This window comes from Filifactor alocis ATCC 35896 (assembly GCF_000163895.2).
Taxonomy (GTDB): domain Bacteria; phylum Bacillota; class Clostridia; order Peptostreptococcales; family Filifactoraceae; genus Filifactor; species Filifactor alocis.
This window is the reverse complement of the sequence record NC_016630.1, coordinates 1,648,999-1,669,645: the sequence shown is the minus strand read 5'-3', so window position 1 is coordinate 1,669,645 and position 20,647 is coordinate 1,648,999. Positions and strand designations below refer to the sequence as shown.

Annotated in this window: 25 protein-coding genes; 24 read left to right on the top strand and 1 reads right to left on the bottom strand. The window is 36.9% G+C overall.

Going from position 1 to position 20,647, the window contains the following annotated elements; translation table 11 throughout:
- The first annotated feature begins 9 nt into the window (after nt 1-9).
- The 6 genes from HMPREF0389_RS07455 (at nt 10) to HMPREF0389_RS07430 (ending at nt 4,124) form a co-directional block, all read left to right on the top strand.
- Nucleotides 10-906, top strand: a complete 897-nt coding sequence (locus tag HMPREF0389_RS07455) for a putative ABC transporter permease (RefSeq protein WP_014263021.1) — start codon at nt 10-12, stop codon at nt 904-906.
- 137 nt (nt 907-1,043) lie between these two features.
- Nucleotides 1,044-1,901, top strand: a complete 858-nt coding sequence (locus HMPREF0389_RS09280) for a hypothetical protein (RefSeq protein WP_014263020.1) — start codon at nt 1,044-1,046, stop codon at nt 1,899-1,901.
- 155 nt (nt 1,902-2,056) lie between these two features.
- Complete coding sequence (locus tag HMPREF0389_RS07445) at nt 2,057-2,527, top strand: hypothetical protein (RefSeq protein ID WP_014263019.1); 471 nt, start codon at nt 2,057-2,059, stop codon at nt 2,525-2,527.
- A 28-nt stretch (nt 2,528-2,555) separates the two neighbouring features.
- Nucleotides 2,556-3,107 (top strand): hypothetical protein, encoded by a 552-nt coding sequence (locus HMPREF0389_RS07440; RefSeq protein WP_014263018.1) that lies wholly within the window; start codon nt 2,556-2,558, stop codon nt 3,105-3,107.
- A gap of 1 nt (nt 3,108) precedes the next feature.
- Entirely contained in the window at nt 3,109-3,714 is a 606-nt protein-coding gene (locus HMPREF0389_RS07435; protein ID WP_014263017.1) for a DUF6707 family protein, read from the top strand.
- A gap of 20 nt (nt 3,715-3,734) precedes the next feature.
- Nucleotides 3,735-4,124, top strand: a complete 390-nt coding sequence (locus HMPREF0389_RS07430) for a hypothetical protein (protein WP_014263016.1) — start codon at nt 3,735-3,737, stop codon at nt 4,122-4,124.
- 339 nt (nt 4,125-4,463) lie between these two features.
- Here HMPREF0389_RS07430 and HMPREF0389_RS07425 read toward each other — a convergent pair whose 3' ends face one another.
- Nucleotides 4,464-5,612, bottom strand: coding sequence for a hypothetical protein (locus tag HMPREF0389_RS07425; RefSeq protein WP_014263015.1), 1,149 nt, complete (start codon nt 5,610-5,612; stop codon nt 4,464-4,466).
- A gap of 341 nt (nt 5,613-5,953) precedes the next feature.
- Between HMPREF0389_RS07425 and HMPREF0389_RS07420 the strand changes: the two genes are divergently transcribed.
- The 18 genes from HMPREF0389_RS07420 (at nt 5,954) to HMPREF0389_RS07345 (ending at nt 20,625) form a co-directional block, all read left to right on the top strand.
- Nucleotides 5,954-6,283: a hypothetical protein gene (locus tag HMPREF0389_RS07420; protein ID WP_014263014.1), complete on the top strand. Its 330-nt coding sequence runs from the start codon at nt 5,954-5,956 to the stop codon at nt 6,281-6,283.
- Nucleotides 6,284-6,380: 97 nt separating this feature from the next.
- Nucleotides 6,381-7,760 carry an aldehyde dehydrogenase gene (locus HMPREF0389_RS07415; RefSeq protein ID WP_014263013.1) on the top strand — a complete coding sequence of 460 codons (1,380 nt, stop codon included), beginning with the start codon at nt 6,381-6,383 and terminating at the stop codon, nt 7,758-7,760.
- Nucleotides 7,761-7,785: 25 nt separating this feature from the next.
- Entirely contained in the window at nt 7,786-7,923 is a 138-nt protein-coding gene (locus tag HMPREF0389_RS09030; RefSeq protein ID WP_156775262.1) for a hypothetical protein, read from the top strand.
- A gap of 19 nt (nt 7,924-7,942) precedes the next feature.
- Nucleotides 7,943-8,575, top strand: a complete 633-nt coding sequence (locus HMPREF0389_RS07410) for a hypothetical protein (RefSeq protein WP_014263012.1) — start codon at nt 7,943-7,945, stop codon at nt 8,573-8,575.
- 576 nt (nt 8,576-9,151) lie between these two features.
- Nucleotides 9,152-9,574: a hypothetical protein gene (locus HMPREF0389_RS07405; RefSeq protein ID WP_014263011.1), complete on the top strand. Its 423-nt coding sequence runs from the start codon at nt 9,152-9,154 to the stop codon at nt 9,572-9,574.
- Nucleotides 9,575-10,042: 468 nt separating this feature from the next.
- On the top strand, nt 10,043-10,594 hold the full coding sequence (locus HMPREF0389_RS07400; RefSeq protein ID WP_014263010.1) for a hypothetical protein: 552 nt from the start codon (nt 10,043-10,045) through the stop codon (nt 10,592-10,594).
- Nucleotides 10,595-10,758: 164 nt separating this feature from the next.
- Nucleotides 10,759-11,148, top strand: a complete 390-nt coding sequence (locus HMPREF0389_RS07395; RefSeq protein WP_014263009.1) for a hypothetical protein — start codon at nt 10,759-10,761, stop codon at nt 11,146-11,148.
- A 179-nt stretch (nt 11,149-11,327) separates the two neighbouring features.
- Nucleotides 11,328-11,879, top strand: a complete 552-nt coding sequence (locus HMPREF0389_RS07390) for a hypothetical protein (RefSeq protein ID WP_041250850.1) — start codon at nt 11,328-11,330, stop codon at nt 11,877-11,879.
- Nucleotides 11,880-12,245: 366 nt separating this feature from the next.
- On the top strand, nt 12,246-12,890 hold the full coding sequence (locus HMPREF0389_RS07385) for a cyclase family protein (protein WP_014263007.1): 645 nt from the start codon (nt 12,246-12,248) through the stop codon (nt 12,888-12,890).
- A gap of 317 nt (nt 12,891-13,207) precedes the next feature.
- Nucleotides 13,208-14,110, top strand: a complete 903-nt coding sequence (locus HMPREF0389_RS07380) for a hypothetical protein (protein WP_014263006.1) — start codon at nt 13,208-13,210, stop codon at nt 14,108-14,110.
- Nucleotides 14,111-14,241: 131 nt separating this feature from the next.
- Nucleotides 14,242-14,691: a hypothetical protein gene (locus HMPREF0389_RS07375; protein WP_014263005.1), complete on the top strand. Its 450-nt coding sequence runs from the start codon at nt 14,242-14,244 to the stop codon at nt 14,689-14,691.
- A gap of 51 nt (nt 14,692-14,742) precedes the next feature.
- A complete protein-coding gene (locus HMPREF0389_RS07370) occupies nt 14,743-15,105 on the top strand; it encodes a DUF7716 domain-containing protein (protein ID WP_014263004.1) in 363 nt (120 codons plus the stop codon).
- A 318-nt stretch (nt 15,106-15,423) separates the two neighbouring features.
- Nucleotides 15,424-16,152: a hypothetical protein gene (locus tag HMPREF0389_RS07365; protein WP_014263003.1), complete on the top strand. Its 729-nt coding sequence runs from the start codon at nt 15,424-15,426 to the stop codon at nt 16,150-16,152.
- Between the two features lie 16 nt (nt 16,153-16,168).
- Nucleotides 16,169-16,291, top strand: a complete 123-nt coding sequence (locus tag HMPREF0389_RS09240; RefSeq protein WP_278214531.1) for a hypothetical protein — start codon at nt 16,169-16,171, stop codon at nt 16,289-16,291.
- A 326-nt stretch (nt 16,292-16,617) separates the two neighbouring features.
- Nucleotides 16,618-17,031: a cytidine deaminase gene (cdd, locus tag HMPREF0389_RS07360; protein ID WP_014263002.1), complete on the top strand. Its 414-nt coding sequence runs from the start codon at nt 16,618-16,620 to the stop codon at nt 17,029-17,031.
- A 20-nt stretch (nt 17,032-17,051) separates the two neighbouring features.
- Entirely contained in the window at nt 17,052-18,581 is a 1,530-nt protein-coding gene (locus tag HMPREF0389_RS07355; protein WP_014263001.1) for an ABC transporter ATP-binding protein, read from the top strand.
- Entirely contained in the window at nt 18,571-19,671 is a 1,101-nt protein-coding gene (locus HMPREF0389_RS07350) for an ABC transporter permease (RefSeq protein ID WP_041250849.1), read from the top strand. Before HMPREF0389_RS07355 ends, HMPREF0389_RS07350 begins: the two co-directional genes overlap by 11 nt.
- Nucleotides 19,672-20,625: an ABC transporter permease gene (locus HMPREF0389_RS07345; RefSeq protein ID WP_014262999.1), complete on the top strand. Its 954-nt coding sequence runs from the start codon at nt 19,672-19,674 to the stop codon at nt 20,623-20,625.
- Nucleotides 20,626-20,647: the final 22 nt, after the last annotated feature.

The window sequence follows — 20,647 nt, the reverse complement described above, 5'->3', positions numbered from 1 at the left end:
GAACGGTAAATGATTTTTGGCATGACGTATTATCAAATTTGTTGGTATTTTCTTTGGTATTCCTTTTTAGGATGGATTGTAGAGGTTGTCTTCCATGCAGTCACACAAGGAAAGGTGATAAACCGAGGATTTCTAAACGGTCCTGTCTGTCCGATTTATGGATTTGGTGTGGTATCCGTTTTTTGTCTGAACGGATATTTCAGTCAGTTGGGAAGTGAGATCAATGATTTGTATCTTTTCTTTGCAGGAATGATACTTTCTACTTCCCTTGAGTTAATCGGAGGCTGGTTGATGGATCGATGTTTTCACGCAAGATGGTGGGATTATTCGGATAGACCGTTTAATTTTCGCGGATATATTTGTTTGGAATTCTCCATCATTTGGGGATTCTGCATCCTTTTGGTTGTTCGTATTATGCATATTTATGTGAAGAATTATTCGGTTGTTCGTTCGGAATCAAAATTGGGATGGTATCTGCTCTTGGTACTCTATGCGATGTATTTTGCTGATATGGTTGTAACAGTAATGATGGTACGAGGAATGAACCGAGATTTGCAACAACTTGATGATATTCAGAAGGATATGCGATTTGTCAGCGATCGTTTGAGTCAACGGATTGGAGAAAGAACCATCAATGCGGTAAAGAAAGTCGAAGAGGCAAAAATTCAAGCAGAGCTTGGAAAGGCGGAGTTACGCGAAAAATTATCAGAGAACAGTTCGTTGGAAGAGTCTTTGGAAAAACTGCAATCCAAACGACTTGCATTACAGGAACGATTTGATGAATTGTCTGAAAAGATGGAAAGTCATACAATCATCGGACAAGGCCGTCTTTTAAATGCGTTTCCTTCCTTGAAACACAGGGATTATCCGGAAGTTCTTAAGTTGTTGAAGGAAAAAAGAAAATAGGATGGGTTTTTGATACAGGAAGTGGACTGTCAAAAATCCTCTATTTATTCAATAAGGAAACGGAAAATAAGTTGCAAGTAAGCTAAGATTAACAAAGTTTGAAATGAATGCGAATAGACGATGAAGGAGGAGTAAAGTTGGGTTATACACAAGAAAATTTTGAAGAATGGGTATCTTACATACCGGAAAAAATGGAGCAATTTACGAATGAGTTCGCCAAAGAGAATCACTTGATTCTTGACTATACAATGGATTCTTTAGATGATTTGGAACGGTGGATTTTGGACCATTATTCCAATGCACAGGAATTGATAGCGGACAGCGAGATTTTAGACCGTCTTACCATCTATCTTGGGGAGACCGTTCGAAACTATATCGGTGGCAGATGGGTAATCGATTTAAAAAATAAAAAAAATGCCTATTATGGTATGCCGGCTTTGACAGATCCTTATTATCAAGATAAGTTGCGTATTTCTCCAATGCCTGACGCAACTGCTTGTATCAGCAGAAAGAAAGGGAATTATATCAGCAGAATCTTGGTTTATCGCATCTCGGAAAGAATAAAGACAATCGACAAGTTGGTGGAATTTATGGAACGGGAGTATTACTGTATGGATGCCTTTTCCATTGGAAAATATAGAACAACGGAAGATTTATTTTTAGATTGGGATGGAAAGAATTACATCTATGGATATTCCGAAAGAGGACACAGAGAGATAGAAAAAACATTTAGCGAGGAAGCAGAGGCTGTCAAATATGTCTTTGACCAAATCTATGAATGTCGTTTAGATAATGCCCATCTTGCAGCATGGACATGGGATAGCAAGGAGATTGAAGACGCCGAAAAAGAACTTCAGGACAAGTTTATTTCTTTCAAACGAAATGACATTCCAAACTTTGATTTGGACGGAAGGACTGCCTATCGAATTTTTGTGTACGGAAAGAACATCAAGTATCTGGATGAGTTTCAAAAGAAGTACAGAAAAGACTTGTAATGTAACAAATGTAGATACAGGAAGGAAAAGATGATTCGAAGAACAGAAGGGGTACGTCGGTTTATTTTTTGAGATAGAAATTTTGGATAGAAAAGATAGAGAAACGATAGCTTGAGAGAAGAGAATTATATGGAAGTGAAAGGTGAAATGGAACAATGAACAATAACAAAGAATTGGAAGTTTTTGAAGTCGCTTGCAAGTATTATTCAGAGAGGATGTCTGAGTTCAAAACAATATTAGAAACAAAGGTGAGCAACTTAGAAAATGCGAACTGGACTTTTCAAAAAGGGACTACCAAAGTTTGTGCAGAAGATGAAACCGGAAGAAAAAAGAGATGTAAAGTAGGGATAAGTTTCGGAGCAAAAGTTTCTTTGACGTCGGAAGAAGTTTCTGTGATTTGGAATGAATTTAAAAGTTTTTATGAAAAAACGAATGTATCCACATTGGAATATAACGATAGGAATCAAGAGATTGGGAGATATCAATTTATCGCAAGCAATTCTTACGGCGATATTATCACATGTACGATTTATTTGGAGAATGAATGGAATATTCCTCAGATTTCTATGCTATGCTGTGTGTCTGCAAGGTATAAAAAGGAATCAAAAAGCAGTAGGGAGAGATAAGGAGGAATATCACAAGAGGAGGATAAGGATGAACGTATTAGAACAAATACAACAGATGATTGAAGAGGGAACATTAGAAGAATTCCACAAGAATTATTATTTGGATGCGGTTCCGAAAATGAAAGAAAAGGAACAAAAAGCGCTACTTGAACTGATGCTTAAGATGGAAGAGGCGGGATTCAAAAACAGTATTGCTGCCGCATACAGTGAAATTGCAGAGGATATCCCGCAGTTTGCAAGAATGACAGTATTGAAAGAGTTGCATAGAATTGTGAGAAATCCGGAAGATAACTTATCTTATGCAGAGGATTTGGCGGAAGGTGACGATTGGGATGAGTTGCTGGAAAAATTCAGAAATACTTTTTCCGAAGCAGAAGCGGAAAAGTTTTTGCGTCTTTATACCAAAGGTGTGATGGCAAGCGTTTATGACTTCTTTGAAGATGGCAATCCGCGAGCAGACGAAGATGATTTGACATGGGTACTTCTTGAAACAAAAGCAGACGGAAGTCATAGAGAAAGAGTGATTGACGGTTTTTGGGAAGATGATTTTGTAGACGAAGACTTTGATTGGGAGAAATAATATGAACTTTGAAGAATTATCTTTAGGCTATCAAGAAAAAAATATTGTGAAACTTAGCAAACAATTGGCAAAAAGTTGTTCTTTGACGAAAAGCAAGGATATGAGTGCGTTGTGTGAACTGGCGTACCGGTTGTATCTTTGTGGTGCTACGGATGAGATTCGAATGATTTATGATTTGACGAATGTTGAAATTCCCGAAAAGATAAATTACGATGTTTGGACTTGGATTCTATGTATATGGGGATTACAGGCATATATTGATGAGTTGAATCATCAAGTAGAGGAAAAGGATAACATTGTAGCAAAGATGAAGAAGGTGTACTCCGTTCCTGCAAGGGATGGACAAACAGAAGAAGAGGCTTGGAAGTTTTTTCAAAAAATTGCAAGCAGACAGTCTTATGTAGCAATCTGCAAAGAAAAAGAAATAGAAAGAAGTATTGCAGACAATGATAAAAAATCGGAAATATCCTGTCGTTTCATTGCTCTTTACAATATGATTTCGTATGGAGTGACCGGTTTTTATCCTGCTTTGGAGAACAACAAAGAACAGTTAAAACAACAGATTGAGGAATATATGGACTGTTTGAGAGGTTTGCATAAAAAGTAAAAACAGCAGAGGAGAAAAGCATGACATTTATTGATGAAGCTTTGAAAAACTGTCATTCCGGAGAAGAATTTGTTCAGGCAATGGCATCTGTTTATGAATATCCCGAAGTAAAAAACAACTTGAAAGATTATCCTGAATGGATTCGAAATATCATTGCGATTGTTGATTATGATACCGAACTTCAGATGGAGGGGCTGGAATGCAAGTTCTATCATGATGTGATAGAGGTGTTGCGTGTGATGGGCTTAGATGATGAGGCGGATGTATTATCGGTTTTATGTCCAAATTCGACCGATGAAACGATTGCAATATGTATGGATAAACTGGCACTTTATAATGACTATGAGGATTTTTGGAATCAAGTGTTTCTGTATGCTGAAAAAAATTTATTAGGATTAATCAGACAATGACAGACTTTGGATAACCGTATATTTTCACCCTATGAATAAAATCTTTCACAATTTAAAAACCTCCAAACTGAGTCATATTAACTTATGTCAGTTTAGAGGTTTTTTAAAATACTTCAATGTTAAAACCTAATGAAAAAATCAGGTTGTATTTGTGCAATAATAGGTACGATTCTTTGCTTCACTTGCCTCGCTCCACAAGGTTAAGTTATGATTCATCATTTCATAACATGCCATTTTATTTTGTTTCAATCTATCTTGTTTCAATCAGTAAGCGACGAAAGATAAAACATGATATTTTTTGTAAGTGAAAACTTATGATAACTCAATAATGTGTTAGGATTATTCTTGAAATGTCAATGTGACTTCTTTAACACTGTTATAGGACTCAGACATTGTAAAAAGCACTTTTGCATTTTTGTACGGTACGCCCTCTTTTTTTTCCTGTTCCGTTTTCGGTGGTGAAATTCCCAAAACTTTGTACGGATCTACCCACTCTCCTCTTCGCGGATCTTCTTCAAGCTCAATCCAAGTAGAGGAAATATGGATACCTGTTCCTGTTTGCGGATGGATTTTTGCCTTGACAATCGTTGCATCAAGTAAGGATGCAGGAGATTTTGACAAATTTTTGGCTTGTACGGTTACGGTTGTAAATTCATAGTCGCTTTCACTTTCAAATGTATAGGGTTCGCTTAGTTCTCCCGGTTGTAATATGATTTTTCGTAACTTTTCAGGTGTATTGTTCTCAGCATTGTCCAATACAAGATTTTTATACAGGCAATCATCAAAAGTATCGCTCCCCAAAAGAAACGAACGGCCTACATCAGCATGGAACAAAAGTCCCTTCGGATTTTCCGGATGGGTCATCAACATGGGCTTCAGTTCATGATAAATTTCTTCATAAGGTTTTATGTTCAGTTTTTTGTCTTTCGCTTCAGCGATATCTAAATAAATCCATTTATCAGAGTCATCTCTTCCTTTCAATCGGATACCGCCAACATCCATTCTCATATCCAATGCACCTGTATCCACAATGATAGGATAGTGTTCAGATACAAATGTAATAAAACTTATCATTTTATCATAAGAGGTTTTCAACTCTTCAAGAGAGCTTGCCTCAGTAGAATATACATACTGAATATCCTCGTCATACGATAGAGTGTCCGGACTAATCGTATTCGATTTTGTAAATTGTTGAATTGCAGATTCGCAAAACACCTCATCGACATCTGACCATAAATACGATGTCCCTCTCTTCACATCTCGAACGACTGTGGTATTGAATTTGAGTTCCGGATATTCGTGGAGTTCAACGATAAAATAGCGTTTATTTTTCGGATTTTGTTCTATCGTATAGGCGTTTTCTCCGTAGGTATCATTCAGCCAATTAACGATGCGTTGTTTGTCTTCTTCGGCAGAATGTCCGCATCCCGTCAACAAAATTATCGTACCTATCGTTGCAAAAATAAAAACGAATTTTAGAAATTTCATAATTCCTCTCCTTTGATGCTATATTTTTATCCGACTTTGTGATAAATTTCGGTATTTTCATGATAAACGGTGCTTCGATTTCAGCAAATGGAAATACATTTCTTTTCTTTGTTGAAAGAACACAAGGTAATCTTTATTTTTGAATGTAAGTCGGTATTGTTATAACAAATAGGTATATCAACTTATCAACCTTATTATATCATAGACGAAAAGGATTTGAATCAAAAAATGAATGTGACAGAACAAAGGCAGAAGTCCGACAGTAGAAAAAACAACGTAAGAATGATATAATATCAAACAATATCAAGTCAGATAGCATGACAGATTGTCGGAGGTACATGATGGATAAGAATACAGTTCGTATTGTGAAAATTGACAGGGAGGCTCTGTTTGAGTTTCTTTATGAAAACTTTGTGGCACAACAGGAGGAAATTTTGGAAGTTTCTGCTGTAGAGTGTATGAACAACTTTGCCGTTGACTGGGATAAGGGCACTTTTCTTTTTGCGGCACATAAAGCGGAAGATGAGGAAGAAAATCTGAATCCGTTTCCTGAGGATATTGATCTTAAAGAATTGTTACATAGACTGCCTGCAACATCGGAGTCTGTTTTGAGTCAAACAAAAAGTTATCGGGACTATACCTTTGATGAGTTGCGTGAGATTTTGAAATAAGGAACAGAGTATGATAAGAAGAGGGAATAAACCATTCGTTTCCTACCATAAAAATTCAATGTGATAGGATTACAGATATATCATGAAGGAGATAGCTATGAGCAAACAGAAAAGTGTTACATTGAAGAGTGTTGTTGAAAGGCAGAAACAATTTTTTGATACCGATACAACAAAATCAGTTGCATATAGAATCAGGATGTTGCAGAAACTCGAACAAGCAGTTAGAACTCACGAAGAAGAGATTCTTTCAGCATTGTATCAGGATCTATCAAAATCGAAAGCAGAAGCATATATGACGGAGATTGCAATCGTATATGGCGAGATACACGAAGCGTTGAAACATGTGAAAAAATGGAGCAGACCTGAGAAAGTAAGAGGAACGCTCGGCACATTTCCGGCAAAGAGTTATATCTATTCTGAACCTTATGGAGTTGTGCTGATTCTGTCGCCATGGAATTATCCTTTCAATTTAGCAATTGCACCGTTGGTAGCTGCAATTTCGGCAGGAAACTGTGCCATCATCAAATGTTCCAAAGAAAGCAGACATACATCGAAGATAATTGAAAAAATCATCAACGAAACATTTGAAGAACAATATGTGTTCTGCGTAGATGCAGAGATTGATTATGATGAGGTTCTGTATCAGAACTATGATTATATCTTCTTTACAGGAAGTGCGAGAGTGGGCAAAATCATTATGCGTGCAGCAAGCGAAAATCTGATTCCGGTTTCCTTGGAACTTGGTGGCAAAAGTCCATGTATTATTGATGAAACGGCAGATATCAAACTTGCAGCCAGACGCATTGCGTGGGGGAAACTGTTAAATGCCGGTCAGACCTGTGTGTCGGTGGACTATGTTGTCGTGCATAGCAAAGTAAAAGACAGCTTTATCAAAGCATTACAAGAAGAAATCGAATTGCGGTATCCGAATGCCGTAAACAATGAGACCTATCCGAAAATCATCAATCAGCATCACTATGAGAGATTGCTGAACCTGATACAAACAGAGAAAGATGTCATCGGTGGACAAAAGAACGATCAGGAACGAAAGATTGAACCGACTATTTTTCCTAATGTGGAATTTGACCATGAATTGATGAAGGAAGAGATTTTCGGACCTTTGCTCCCTGTGATTAAATATGACGATATCAACAAAGTCATTCGTACCATCAAAGAACGTGAAAAGCCGTTGGCATGCTATATCTTTTCACAAAAAAAGACAAATGCCGATGCCATCATTCACAGCCTTTCTTACGGTGGCGGATGTGTGAATGATGTGATTCTTCAAACCGCAAATCATCGTATGCCGTTTGGCGGTGTGGGTTATAGCGGAATGGGTGCCTATCACGGAAAAAGTGGATTTGACACACTAAGTCACAAAAAAGGAGTGGTGCGAAACAAAACCATATTTGATTTACCGTTCCGATATGCTCCGTTTGATGAAGCGAAATTCAAAAAGCTAAAGAATCTGATGTAATAGGTAAAAAGGAAAAAAAGTTTTGATGAGAAAAAGTCAAAAATTCAAAATGGAAAGAGAATGGTTTCTGTATCAGAAGATTTTTTCAGAGATTCTCTTATCAGAAGAATTTTTTGGAATCAATGCAGTCTGTAATGTGTATTTTAAGGAACAAGGAATTTAAATGTTCGGGAGGTGGAGTGATGAATGATATGACAGAGATATTAGACAATGCCTTTTGTCATCTACAAAATGTTGAGATTAAAGAACGCAAAAAAGCTGCGAATATCTTGATGAAAGCTGCTTGTGCCGAACTTGGGACAAAAAAGACAAAGCCTGTAAAAGAATGGTTTATTGTAAATATGGAACAGTACTTTTCCGCCATAAAAGAAGAAACAAACCATGAGGTGCTCTGGATTCATCTCTATACATTACAAAATTTTTGTGCAAGATATCTTCATTTGAACCATCTTTATATCATGGATTCGGATATCATTACGGAAGATAAGGTTCAAAACTTTGAAGAAAAAAGCAAAGAATATGCACGAGGTTTACTTACAACACAGAGGCGTCCTAAAGTGTTACAAGCGATTGCATCGTTTTTTTGGATTTACGAAGAACCGTTTGTTTGGGATATTTTTATCGAAGTGTTGAAAAAGAAAAGAGATAAATTGACATTATCTCATATCGGGATAGCCATCAGACAATGCTATCGTTTGTCACAGGAACATAATAGAGCTGACTATATTTCGGACAGTCAATTAAAAGAGTTGGTAGAAGTTTTGGAATCCAAAGAAATATTGCCAAGAGAAACGGAATTATTAAAAAGTTTGTGATACTGATCTGATTCTATTGAATCAAGGAAGTAGATTAATGAAGTAGATTTAAGAGTTGTTATGTGACAAAGTCTACAGAACAAAACACTTACTGTGAGGACATAACACAGGTAGAGTTTTGATAGGAAGAAAAACTTTTCAAAATCGTATTTTGTTTATCAAATAAAACTGAAAATAGAACCGAAATTTAAACCAAAAATAGAACCGAAAATAGAACTGAAAATAAAACTGAAAATAGTGAATATCGTATTATCCTTGGCATGATGGGAAACACCAATTATATAGTATGAAGTGGTTAACCATTGTGGAGTATGAGATGGATGTGATATGCTTTGATACAAAAAGTATAATTGTACCGAAAAATAATAGTTATGAATGTACCGAAAAATGATAGTATGATATATAGCAAGAATATTAGTCCTTTAGCGGGAATGTTTGATGTGAAATGAAGTATTGAAACAGAATGGCTGAGAAAGAGAAGAATTGATTGATAGAATTTGAATCAGTTGTAAAAGTAGGATGAATTGAAAAAAGTCCGGCGGAATGTTAACACCGTAGGATAAGGAGGGAACGGTATTGGAATTTTATATCGCTGAAGAAGGGAAACCGGTGAATATCGGTTATGAGAGCACGACCATTGCGTACTATGGAAGTGAGATAGAGCTATGTTATGAAACGGAACCGCCGCATGGGGACGGGATTTTTTCTGCGAAGTTGCCGCTATTGGAAATGAAACTCCCTTTTTGGATGTATGGTAGAAATCTTGTGTTTTTGGATGCGTATTATCTATTGGCGGAAACAGTTAAGAAAGGGACATCAAGTCCGATCACAAGTATGTTAATCAATATTCATACAGGAAAATATGCAAGCTTAGATAATTGGTATAACAACATATCTGTTGAGGAATCGGAGGTTGTATTAAAAAATGACTTTGATGGAACCACTTTGACTTTGAAAGATGTTGAGAACCTCAGTTGGGTGTCGTTGTGTAGCAATTGATGATAGGATAGAATCGTATGTGAATGAGTATAACATTCAAATAATTGGTATAACAACATATCTGTTGAGGAATCGGAGGTTGTATTAAAAAATGACTTTGATGGAAACACTTTGACTTTGAAAGATGTTGAGAACTTCAGTTGGGTGTCGTTGTGTGAAAATTGAGGATACAATATGATTGTATGTGAATAAGTTTAACATTACAAAATATCCTCTGTTCGTTATTTGTCTATCCATAAATGCTACTCAAAAAGCATAAGATGTTTTGATGATACAGTAGTGATAAGAATATCTTACATGATGAAATAAACTGATATTGGGAGAGTTTGAATTTTTTGGGACAACTGTTTGAGATAAATTGTTGAGAGAAAGGAACAGATGATTGTTATTTTAATACATGAAAGTGGAAGTTGATTTGTGGATGGATTCGTTTTACAAAGACGATACAAAACATATGGAGGTGGAAGAATGAAGGATATGGATTGGGGTAATATGCGTAAAAGTTTGGAGGCGCTCTTTGTTTTGGACAATGCTTTGACTGACCCGTCGGAAGAATATTTGAGATTGGTACACAAGAAAGAGATTGACTCGAATCTCAAATATGAGATTGATAACGGAGCGGGAGATTCGCTATCTGTCATCTTTACGGAAACGGCAGTTCTGATAAAAGGATTTGCACACGAAAACAGTCTGAACCAATTTGCCTCCGATGAATGGAATCAAAGTATTATCGACAAGATGTATGAAGGGCTTGACGACAAATGGAAGAATCTGTTCTCAGTGGAAGAAAGAGAACAAACCACATTTTTTATTTGGTACGACGGGGAAGTGCATCAACATCAACCGGATGGAAATGATGGCGGTCGCTGGTTATTGGGATATGTGTTCGATACTTATGAAAGGTTTCAAGAATTCGTTACCGAATATTACTCTTTGGAATTCGACGAGCATTTGCTTGAAAAACTATATACAGATTCTTTTTTGTCGGATTCGGAACTATCAAAATTGATTGAAGGATAATGAGGTTATAGTGTGTCTAAAAAGATTAGAAAAAGTGATTTTTCTGTAGAAGAAAGAAGGATGATATCGTTTCTGAAGATTAGTTTGCAGCTGATTCTGAAGGAGAATTGAATTAACAAATTAGTGAATCAAATTTAGAATGTGATTGTGAGGAGGAACTCAAAATGCCTGTAACAATCTTTGTGCATTTAAACGAACCGGAACATAATGATTTTGATATTCAAACATTCAATCAAGAAATGGAGAAAAAGTATCCGGGTACCAAGTTGGAAGTAAGGGATTCAGCGAGATATGATCTTTGTTGGGGAAATTATTCCGAACAATACCAATTTGAATTAAGAATGGATACAAAACGCTCTACTTTTGCAATAGAGTACTTCCATTTTGATGAAATGATGGATGAATATGCACGGTTTATCCTATGGTTGGCAAGTTTTTTTGGAAGAGAAAAAGAAGTAATGCTGCTCGATGAGATTGATTGTAATCAACTAACGATATCCTGTGATAACATGACCGAGGATATCGTGAAATGGTTACAAGAAATCTTCCAATAAATCATCGTTGGAAAGGGTAGAATGTTCTATCGTTTGAAAAAACAATGAGGAAAGAGCTTTATAGTTATGAAAAAATTGGAACGGATGATAGTGTTTATCATAGAAAAAGCATAGAACAAGTGATATAATGTCAAACAGATATTGCATCAAAGAAATGAGAATTTAGGGAGATGAAACAGATGAATTATTTATTTTTATTATTGATACCGATAGGAATAACTTTAGCAGTTATCAGCAGTAAGCATTTATTCCGTTCGGCAACTGCAGAAATGGTGTATGAAATGCCGTGTAGCAAGGGAGAGGGTGTTTTTAGAATTTCCGAAAAGGGAAATTATGGGATTTGGATTAGCGGAAAACTGTTTTCAAAATCTCCGGTCGGAGACTTCGGATTCAATATCATCCATCAACAAACAGGAAATAAAATTCCTCTTTCGCTAATCCTTATGCGTACAAGCGTAAACGGTTTTAAAACGGCAAGACTGGAATTGTATTCTTTTTATGCGGAAGAAGGAACTTATGTTATTTCATTGGATGGGGAATCAAATGCTTTTGATAAAGGAATTGCAGCTGTCAGAAATACCATTATTCAAAAACCTATTGATTACAGTTTGTACTCTGTTCAGATTCGTAAGCACAGTCCTGTATATGTTTTATTCCTATCTATTTTCGGTTTGATATTCGGTATCATGGCAACACTTTTGGGAATTGTTCTTCCGATTGCTCTAAAATAATCGGCATGTTACAGAATTTGACTGAGAGCGATGAGACAGAGTGTATCGTTTGAGATATTTTTGAAACAGTTTCATTGAATACTCGGTACGATGAACGAGACTGCAGTATCTGACTGATAGAAGTCATTTATAGAGTGTTCTGTCTATTATTAGGGAATACAAATCACTGATTAAACTTATCATGAAAAATTGTTTTTTATAGGAGTATATGTATTTTCTTTTTTATCATCAAACACTTTAAAATAGTGTTTTGGATAACATTTGATAACAAACAATGGAATAGTGTGGTTGGGATATGTAAGAAAAACAGTATCCTATCAGGGACATTTCAGTGAGAGACGAATTGAATTTTGAGGAGATGAAGAGATGAGAGTCATTGATTTGACACATACTATCAAAGAGAATATGCCTGTTTATCCCGGAACAGATCCACCGAAACTGATTCCGGCGAACAGTTATGAACAGGACGGATTCAAAGAAACACTGTTGCAGATGTATACACATACCGGTACCCATATGGATCCGCCGGCACACATTTTTGAAGGAAGGACAACATTGGATGAATTTCCGCCGGAACAGTTTATTGGAAAAGCCTTAGTGGTGGATTGCCATGAGTTGCAAGAAGGTGAAATGATTTCCATGGAGCGTATTCGGAAAGCCGGAGAAAATGTAAAGAAAGCTGATTTTCTATTGTTTTATCTCGGTTGGGATAAACGCTGGGGAACGGATGCTTATTTCGGAGATTATCCTTGTATCGATGATGAGGTATTGGACTTCATTCTATCCGGAAACTATAAGGGGATTGGATTTGATGTTATCGGCATCGACCCGATTGCAGATATGAACTTGACACGTCACAAAAAACTGTTTCGAGATTGTGATATTGTCAATATTGAAAATCTCAAGAATTTAGACCTCTGCGGTAGCGATTTGTTTTGGTTCAGTTGTTTTCCGTTAAAGATAGAAAACAGTGACGGTTCTCCGATTAGAGCAGTTGCATGGTTCGAATAGACAAGTTTCAAATAGAAAATGACGATTTGGAATGATAATGAAGAAAGATTTAAGGCGATAGAAATATCGTCTTTTTTGATGGAATAACCAAGATGATAAAAAATAACAAAGCCGGTAAGAATCAAAATGACTGATTGGAACAGTAGGATGATATTCTAAGAAATTCGTATAAAATAGATGAGATGCGATAAAAAGAGATATCATTTGTGAATCAGGATGGAAATGATTTCATCTTACAATAGAAAAAATAGGATAAAAATAGTATAATAGGTTCAAACTTTTTAAGAGACAAATTGGAGTCTGAATAGGAGGACATTATGGGAACATGGAGTGCAACGATTTTTGGCAACGATACCTCTTGTGATATTAAAGATGAATTTTTTGAGCGATATAATCGGGGGGAAGAGCCGATTGACATCAAAGATGATTTGCTTCCCTATGAAGATGATGACGATAGATTTGATGTCATATTCAGTTTGGCACATTGTCTATGGGAAGTAGGGCAGTTAGAGGATGAGTTTCTTCTTAGAATCAAAGAAGTGATTGAAAATGGAGAAGATTTAGTTGTTGCGAAAGAGTTAGGTGCCGATGATAAATTCTTACGTCAAAGGCAAAATTATTTGATAAAATTTTTGGATAAAATCAGTGTCAAGAAAGCAAGACCTAAAAAACGAGTAGCCCCACCCGTTCCGATAGATAGCAAATACAGAAACGGGGCAGTAATGGCATTTCAATATCATGACGGTATGTGGGGAGCTTTGATTGCCATAAACGGACGATTCTTTGATAAACAGACATTCTATTGCTACATTCAAACGACGATAAAAACTACACAAAAGCCGACAATGTATGATGTGTGCAAGTCATATATCATTGATGCGAACTTTCATAACAGAGAACGAAACTCTCTTCCATGGCGTTCTCCTCAGTTCTATTATGCATTTGACAGCTGTTTCAGACAGTATTTGGGAGTTAGAGAAACGAAGAAATTTGAACCTTATAATGATTCACTTTTTGAAATCATCGGATATTTGTCTGATTGGGGCGAGTGTTCAGGCGCAATTCACAGCCACTTTGAGTATGGCTCCAAGACTGTTGAGGAGTTTCAATTTGAAGCTAGGAAAAGATTGGGGGCAGAATATAACAAGCATATATCTGTTCATACAACCATGACAGTAGAAGAAATAGACGAAGAGTTTAGGATGCGTCTCAATTCATAGATGGCTCAAATCGATAGTTGAGTTGGAAACTATCCCATCCGATATGATAGACGACAGTATTGTCATGGGATAGTTTTTTGACATGGTAAGACAGTAGCATTTATCAAGTAATGAGATAAGAGGAGAGCAAAATGGAATTTGTACACGACAGAAACAGTAATATTCTTTTCAGTTTGCATGACAGTAGGATACAGAAAGTCGATTTTCAGAACAATACTTTGAGATTGAAAATGAATCGTATCTTTCAATATACTGCCGATGGAGAAAAAATTTTTTCGGGAGATATTATTTTCAAGGACAGTGACTTGGACGAATGCAGTGTTTTTATTTTTGATAAAGTTGTTTATGAAGGGAAATTTTCAGGAAATGCCATCAGTATGAAGGATTATATGGAAACATATTCTAATGCAGAATTTGAAATTTTGACAGAAGGATATTTCGGCTACAATTCGACTTATATGGGATGGATTCGTGAAGAGGGAAAAGAGCCTGTTTCCGGTATCATGTATCTTTGGAACAGGGGAGATATGGTGTATCGAATCGAAGACGAAAATTTGAATGATATCGGTTGCCGTAGATAACTTGTGGGGATATTTTGAGTTATCTACTTAGAATTTAACCGGAGGTATAAGATGCAAAAAAATGTGAAATGCACAGTTGAAGATATTATCAATGAAATAAAAGCAATCTATCTGAATGGGGGAGAAGAAGCACTTTATCAGGAGGATGATTGGCATATCTATGAGATGGGTGATGAGGAAAGGCTTTTGACTACTGTTTGTTGTGTGACGGCTCCACCTGATTTTGACGAAGAAACAGGGGAAGAAATCATACCTGAGTTTGCTCTTGAGCATGGAATGAGAGCATCTATTTTGCCGGAGATTTTTCAGGATGTCATAATAAATGTACTGGAACAAAAACGGGATGCCGCCAATGAAGAAATCTTGAGAGCATTGAATTACTATATGAAGAATGATACATTTCTATCGATATAACGGAAACTTAGAAATCTCTTGTTTATCATAGAGGAAAGCAGGAGATAGGTTGAAATAAACTGTCAGAAAGACAAAATGGTTTGGTTTTGTATCACAGTTTCTATGATAAGGAATGAAAATTTTGTTACAGAAAATAAAAAGGATAAGTTGTAATCGAACGGGTGATTCAAAGTTATCATGAAAAATTGTGTTTGATAGAAGGATAGTTTTTCGGTGTTTTTGTAATGATATACGATTCTTACATTCTAAAATCCTGTTTCGTATCACTCAAACTCCAACAAGAAAAACACAAAAAATGGAAAGGAGTTATTTTTTGACATGAGAAGAGAAATAAAATTTCATAGTATTATGTATCGGTATTTTCTGTTTATTTTTTTATTTGCGGTTTTTATGATTTCTTTCATAGCAGATTCACAGGGAGTACTGCCCGGACCATCCGGAGTAACGATAAGCGTTTTTAACAGTACATTGATGATGAGCGGAAGACAGTTAACACATACTGCGCTTGCAATCTGTATTGCCGTCGCTGCCATTTTTTCGTTTGTAAATTACAAATGCTCTATCTCTGAAGAAGGGATATACTTGAAAAAAATAGGATTACTTGTACCATGGGATGAAATTGTTGCGATAAGCCATATATGGATGAATGATTTTTCCCGTCCTACAATGGGACATTTCTATTTCTATAATCGCAAAACGATAGTGATTTATAGAAAACAACATAAACCGATTTGTGTTTACAATATTTCTCTATTGGCACTCTATGTCATAAAATGGTATCATCCTGAAATCAAAACAAATATCGTGTCCGCTACTTTAGCAACTGTTTTTAATATGACACTGAATTTAGGGATACTTTACGGAATATATAGTAAACAGATTGAAAATATACAAATTCAACATTTTATGATTTTGATTGGACTGTATGCGACAAAGGTATTTGCAGTGCCTCTGTTGATGGTTGCACAGCAAAATTATTTGCATGGAGCTTATTTAACCCATGCTACAGGATATCAAAGAAATGCATCAGACACGATTCATGTTTAAGGAAATATCTTGTAGATTGAGTAAGATTGGACTTGGGACTGAGGATATCATTTTGTGTCACATGATGAGATTTTGTTCTGCAAAACATGGAAGAAGAGAAGGATGTGTATCGGATACAGTGGAAAGAAAAGAAACGTAATAAGCATGAAATTATACCAAATAGATTCCATATCGAATTTTTATATCAAAAACGTAGCATGAAAAAAGGACAGATGTCCTTTTTTCATGTATAATAGTAACATGAGTATCAAATATCATGATAGAACATCATTCATATAAAGACAGAGAGGAGTAAGTTTTTGGGAAATCACCTTTGTACGGTATGATTCCGTGCAACTGCAAGAGAGATTTTTTCGTGGCAGAGGATAGTTCGGACACAAATCTTTTTCATCAAAGGATAGGGCATTTGAACGAACGAAAAATCAGGATAGATTTTTATGGATTTCACAAAGACGATGAAAAAAGATGACGGATGAAATGTTATTAAAAGAGGCGAAGAAGGCAAGAGAGTGTTCTTATTCTCCTTATTCAAACTTTCAAGTGGGAGCTGCCCTGTTGACAAAAGGAGGAAAGGTATATTTGGGATGTAATATCGAAAACGCATCCTATACACCTACCAACTGTGCAGAGAGAACAGCTTTTTTTAAGGCAATCTGTGATGGAGAAAGGGAGTTTACAAAAATTGCCGTCGTGGGAGGCAAAAAAGGAGAGGATGCAAAACAGATATGCACGCCATGTGGTGTATGCAGACAAGTGATGATGGAGTTTTGTAATCCTGAGACATTTCAAATTGTGCTGTCGGATGGAAATGACGGATGTCAATCCTATTTGCTGAAGGAGTTATTGCCGATGGGTTTTGGACCTAATGATTTGAAATAAGATAATGAGGAGGAAAAACGGTGGAATATGTAATTGAAATGAATCATATCACCAAAAAGTTTGGAGCATTCAAAGCAAATGATGATATTACTCTCCAGGTAAAAAAAGGAGAGATTCATGCATTGCTCGGAGAAAACGGAGCAGGTAAATCCACATTGATGAGCGTGCTGTTCGGTCTGTATCAGCCGGAAGAAGGGCAAATTAAAATGAATGGGCAAGAAGTGAAAATCAACAACCCGAATGATGCAAATATGTTGGGAATCGGAATGGTGCATCAACATTTTAAATTGGTACATAATTTTACAGTTCTCGAAAGTATTGTACTTGGACACGAAACGGTAAAAAACGGTGTGTTGAAAATGGAAGATGCTCGAAAAAAAGTGATGGAGCTGAGCGAAAAATATAAGTTTAAAATTGATCCGGATGCCTACATTTCAGATATTACCGTTGGAATGCAACAGAGGGTGGAAATCTTAAAAATGTTGTATTGTGACAATGAAGTGTTGATTTTTGATGAACCGACCGCCGTATTGACACCACAAGAAGTCAATGAACTGATGAAAGTGATGTTACAGCTTGTGCAGGAAGGAAAGTCCATTATCTTTATCACGCACAAGCTGAACGAAATCAAAGCAGTAGCGAATCGTTGCAGTGTGTTGCGAAAAGGAAAATATATCGGAACCATCGATGTGGCACAAACATCCAAAGAAGAAATGTCGGAAATGATGGTGGGCAGAAAAGTCAATTTTGTCATAGATAAAAAAGAGATGACTCCCGGAGAGCCGGTATTGGAAGTAAAGAATATGACCATCCATTCCAAAAACAAGAAGGACTCTGTGAAGAATGTATCTTTTTCCGTACGAAAAGGAGAAATTTTGACGATTGCAGGGATTGACGGAAACGGTCAATCTGAGTTGGTGTACGGGATTACAGGGTTGATGCCGATTGATGAGGGCGAAATTTTTTTGAATCAAAAAAATATTACAAAAGAAAGCATTCGACAGAAATGTCTGGACGGTCTTGCACATATTCCCGAAGACAGACACAAAGATGGATTGGTTTTGGACTACACATTACAGGAAAATTTGGTGTTACAAACTTACTACACAAAAGAATTCCAAAACCGCGGATTTCTGAAATTTGATGCCATCGGACAGTATGCAAAGAAACTGATTGAACAATTTGATATTCGTTCCGCGCAAGGAGAAGACAGCATGGTTAGGGGAATGTCAGGCGGAAATCAACAGAAGGCAATTATCGCAAGAGAATTGGACAGAAATCCGGAAATTGTTATTGCCGTACAGCCGGTAAGAGGGTTGGATGTAGGAGCAATTGAGTATATTCACAAACAACTGATTGCTCAAAGAGATTCCGGAAAAGCCGTTCTGTTGGTTTCTTTAGAGCTTGATGAGGTAATGAATGTAAGCGACAGAATTCTTGTCATGTACGAGGGAGAAATCGTAGCGGATCTCAATCCTAAAAATACTACGGTAGAAGAGTTGGGATTGTATATGGCAGGTGCAAAAAGGGGTGTGGGATATGAAGCATAAGAAAAATATTTTTGGGGGAGAAAAAATAGCAAACCTCGGTTCATCCCTGCTTGCAATTGTTTGCGGACTGTTATTCGGTCTGATTATCTTGCTAATCAGCAATCCGAAAGAAGCTTTCGGCGGATTTGCCATGATTGTTCAAGGCGGATTTACAGACGGAATGCAGGGAATCGGACAAGTGTTATATATTGCGACACCGATTATTATGACCGGACTGTCTGTCGGTTTTGCGTTCAAAACAGGATTGTTTAACATCGGTGCTTCCGGTCAATTCACAATGGGAGCATTTACAGCCATCTATGTCGGAGTCAAATGGGATTTTTTGCCAAGCGGAATACATTGTTTGGTTGCATTGCTGATGGCACTGCTGGCAGGAGCGCTCTGGGGACTGATTCCGGGACTCTTGAAGGCATACATGAATGTAAATGAAGTAATCTCATCCATTATGATGAACTATATCGGAATGTATGCTGTGAATATGATGATTCAAAGAAGTATCTACGATTCTTTGAAAAATCAATCTTTAGCCGTTGCAAAGACAGCAACTCTTTCAAAGGGTGGATTGGACAAGATTTTTCCGGGTACAAGCATCAACATCGGAATTTTGATTGTAATCGGATTTGTAGTTCTGACCTACATCATCTTAGAAAAAACAGTGCTCGGATATGAGTTGAAAGCCTGCGGAAAGAATGAATTTGCGAGCAAATATGCCGGAATCAATGCCAAGAAAAATATTGTGCTATCCATGATGATTGCAGGAGCACTGGCAGGAGTAGGAGGAGCTTTGCTTTACCTTTCAGATTCCGGAAAATACTTACAAGTGTTGGATATCATTTCTCCGGAGGGATTTGCGGGAATTTCGGTTGCTTTGTTGGGACAATCCAATCCGATTGGGATTTTATTTTCAGGATTGTTCATCGGATACATCACAGTCGGCGGAAACAATATGCAGTTGTTTGATTTCGCACCTGAAGTAATTGATATTATTATTGCGGCAATTATCTATTGCGGAGCATTGTCGCTTTTGTTCAAAGAATTGATTTATCATATTCAAAGAAGAAAAGACAACAGACAGAAGGAGGGAGAATAAATGAATATATTGTATTTTGTCGTTCAACAGACCATGTTTTTTGCAATCCCTCTACTGATTGTAGCAATCGGCGCAATGTATTCTGAGAGAAGCGGTGTCATCAACATTGCTTTGGAAGGAATCATGGTATTTGGAGCATTTACGGGAATTTTGTTCATCAATCTTACTCAGGATTATATGAGCGGTCAAATGTTGCTTATGATTGCAATCTTGATTGCCGGTGTGACAGGGGGATTGTTTTCCTTATTGCACGCCTTTGCCGCAATCAATATGAAAGCGGATCAGACGATTAGCGGTACAGCCTTAAATATGTTTGCACCTGCATTTGCAATCTTTGTGGCAAGAACATTACAAGGAATGCAACAAATTCAATTTATAGATTCTTTCCGATTCACAAAAGTTCCGGTTTTGGGAAGTATTCCGATTGTCGGACCGTTGTTCTTCCAAAATTGTTATATCACAACTTATCTGGGATTCATCATCTATATCGTTGCGGCATTCGTCATCCAAAAGACAAAGTTCGGCTTACGCTTGCGTGCATGTGGGGAACATCCGAGTGCAGCGGATTCTGTCGGTGTCAATGTCTATCGAATTCGATATGCCGGTGTTATCATATCAGGAGTGTTGGCAGGAATCGGAGGATTGGTATTTGTGATTCCGACTTCTACCAACTTTAATGCAAGCGTTGCAGGATATGGATTCCTTGCGTTGGCAGTATTGATTTTCGGTCAATGGAGAAGTAAGCGAATCTTTATGGCGGCATTTTTCTTCGGAATTATGAAAACATTGGCGAGCGGATATTCTGCGATTCCGGTGCTGAAAGGGTTACCTCTTCCGAATGAAGTGTATAAAATGATTCCTTATATGGCAACTCTGATTGTGCTGGCATTCTCCTCTAAGTCTTCTCAAGCACCGAGAGCGGAAGGAATTCCGTATGATAAGGGAAGCAGATAATTAAGATATACTTGATAAGGAA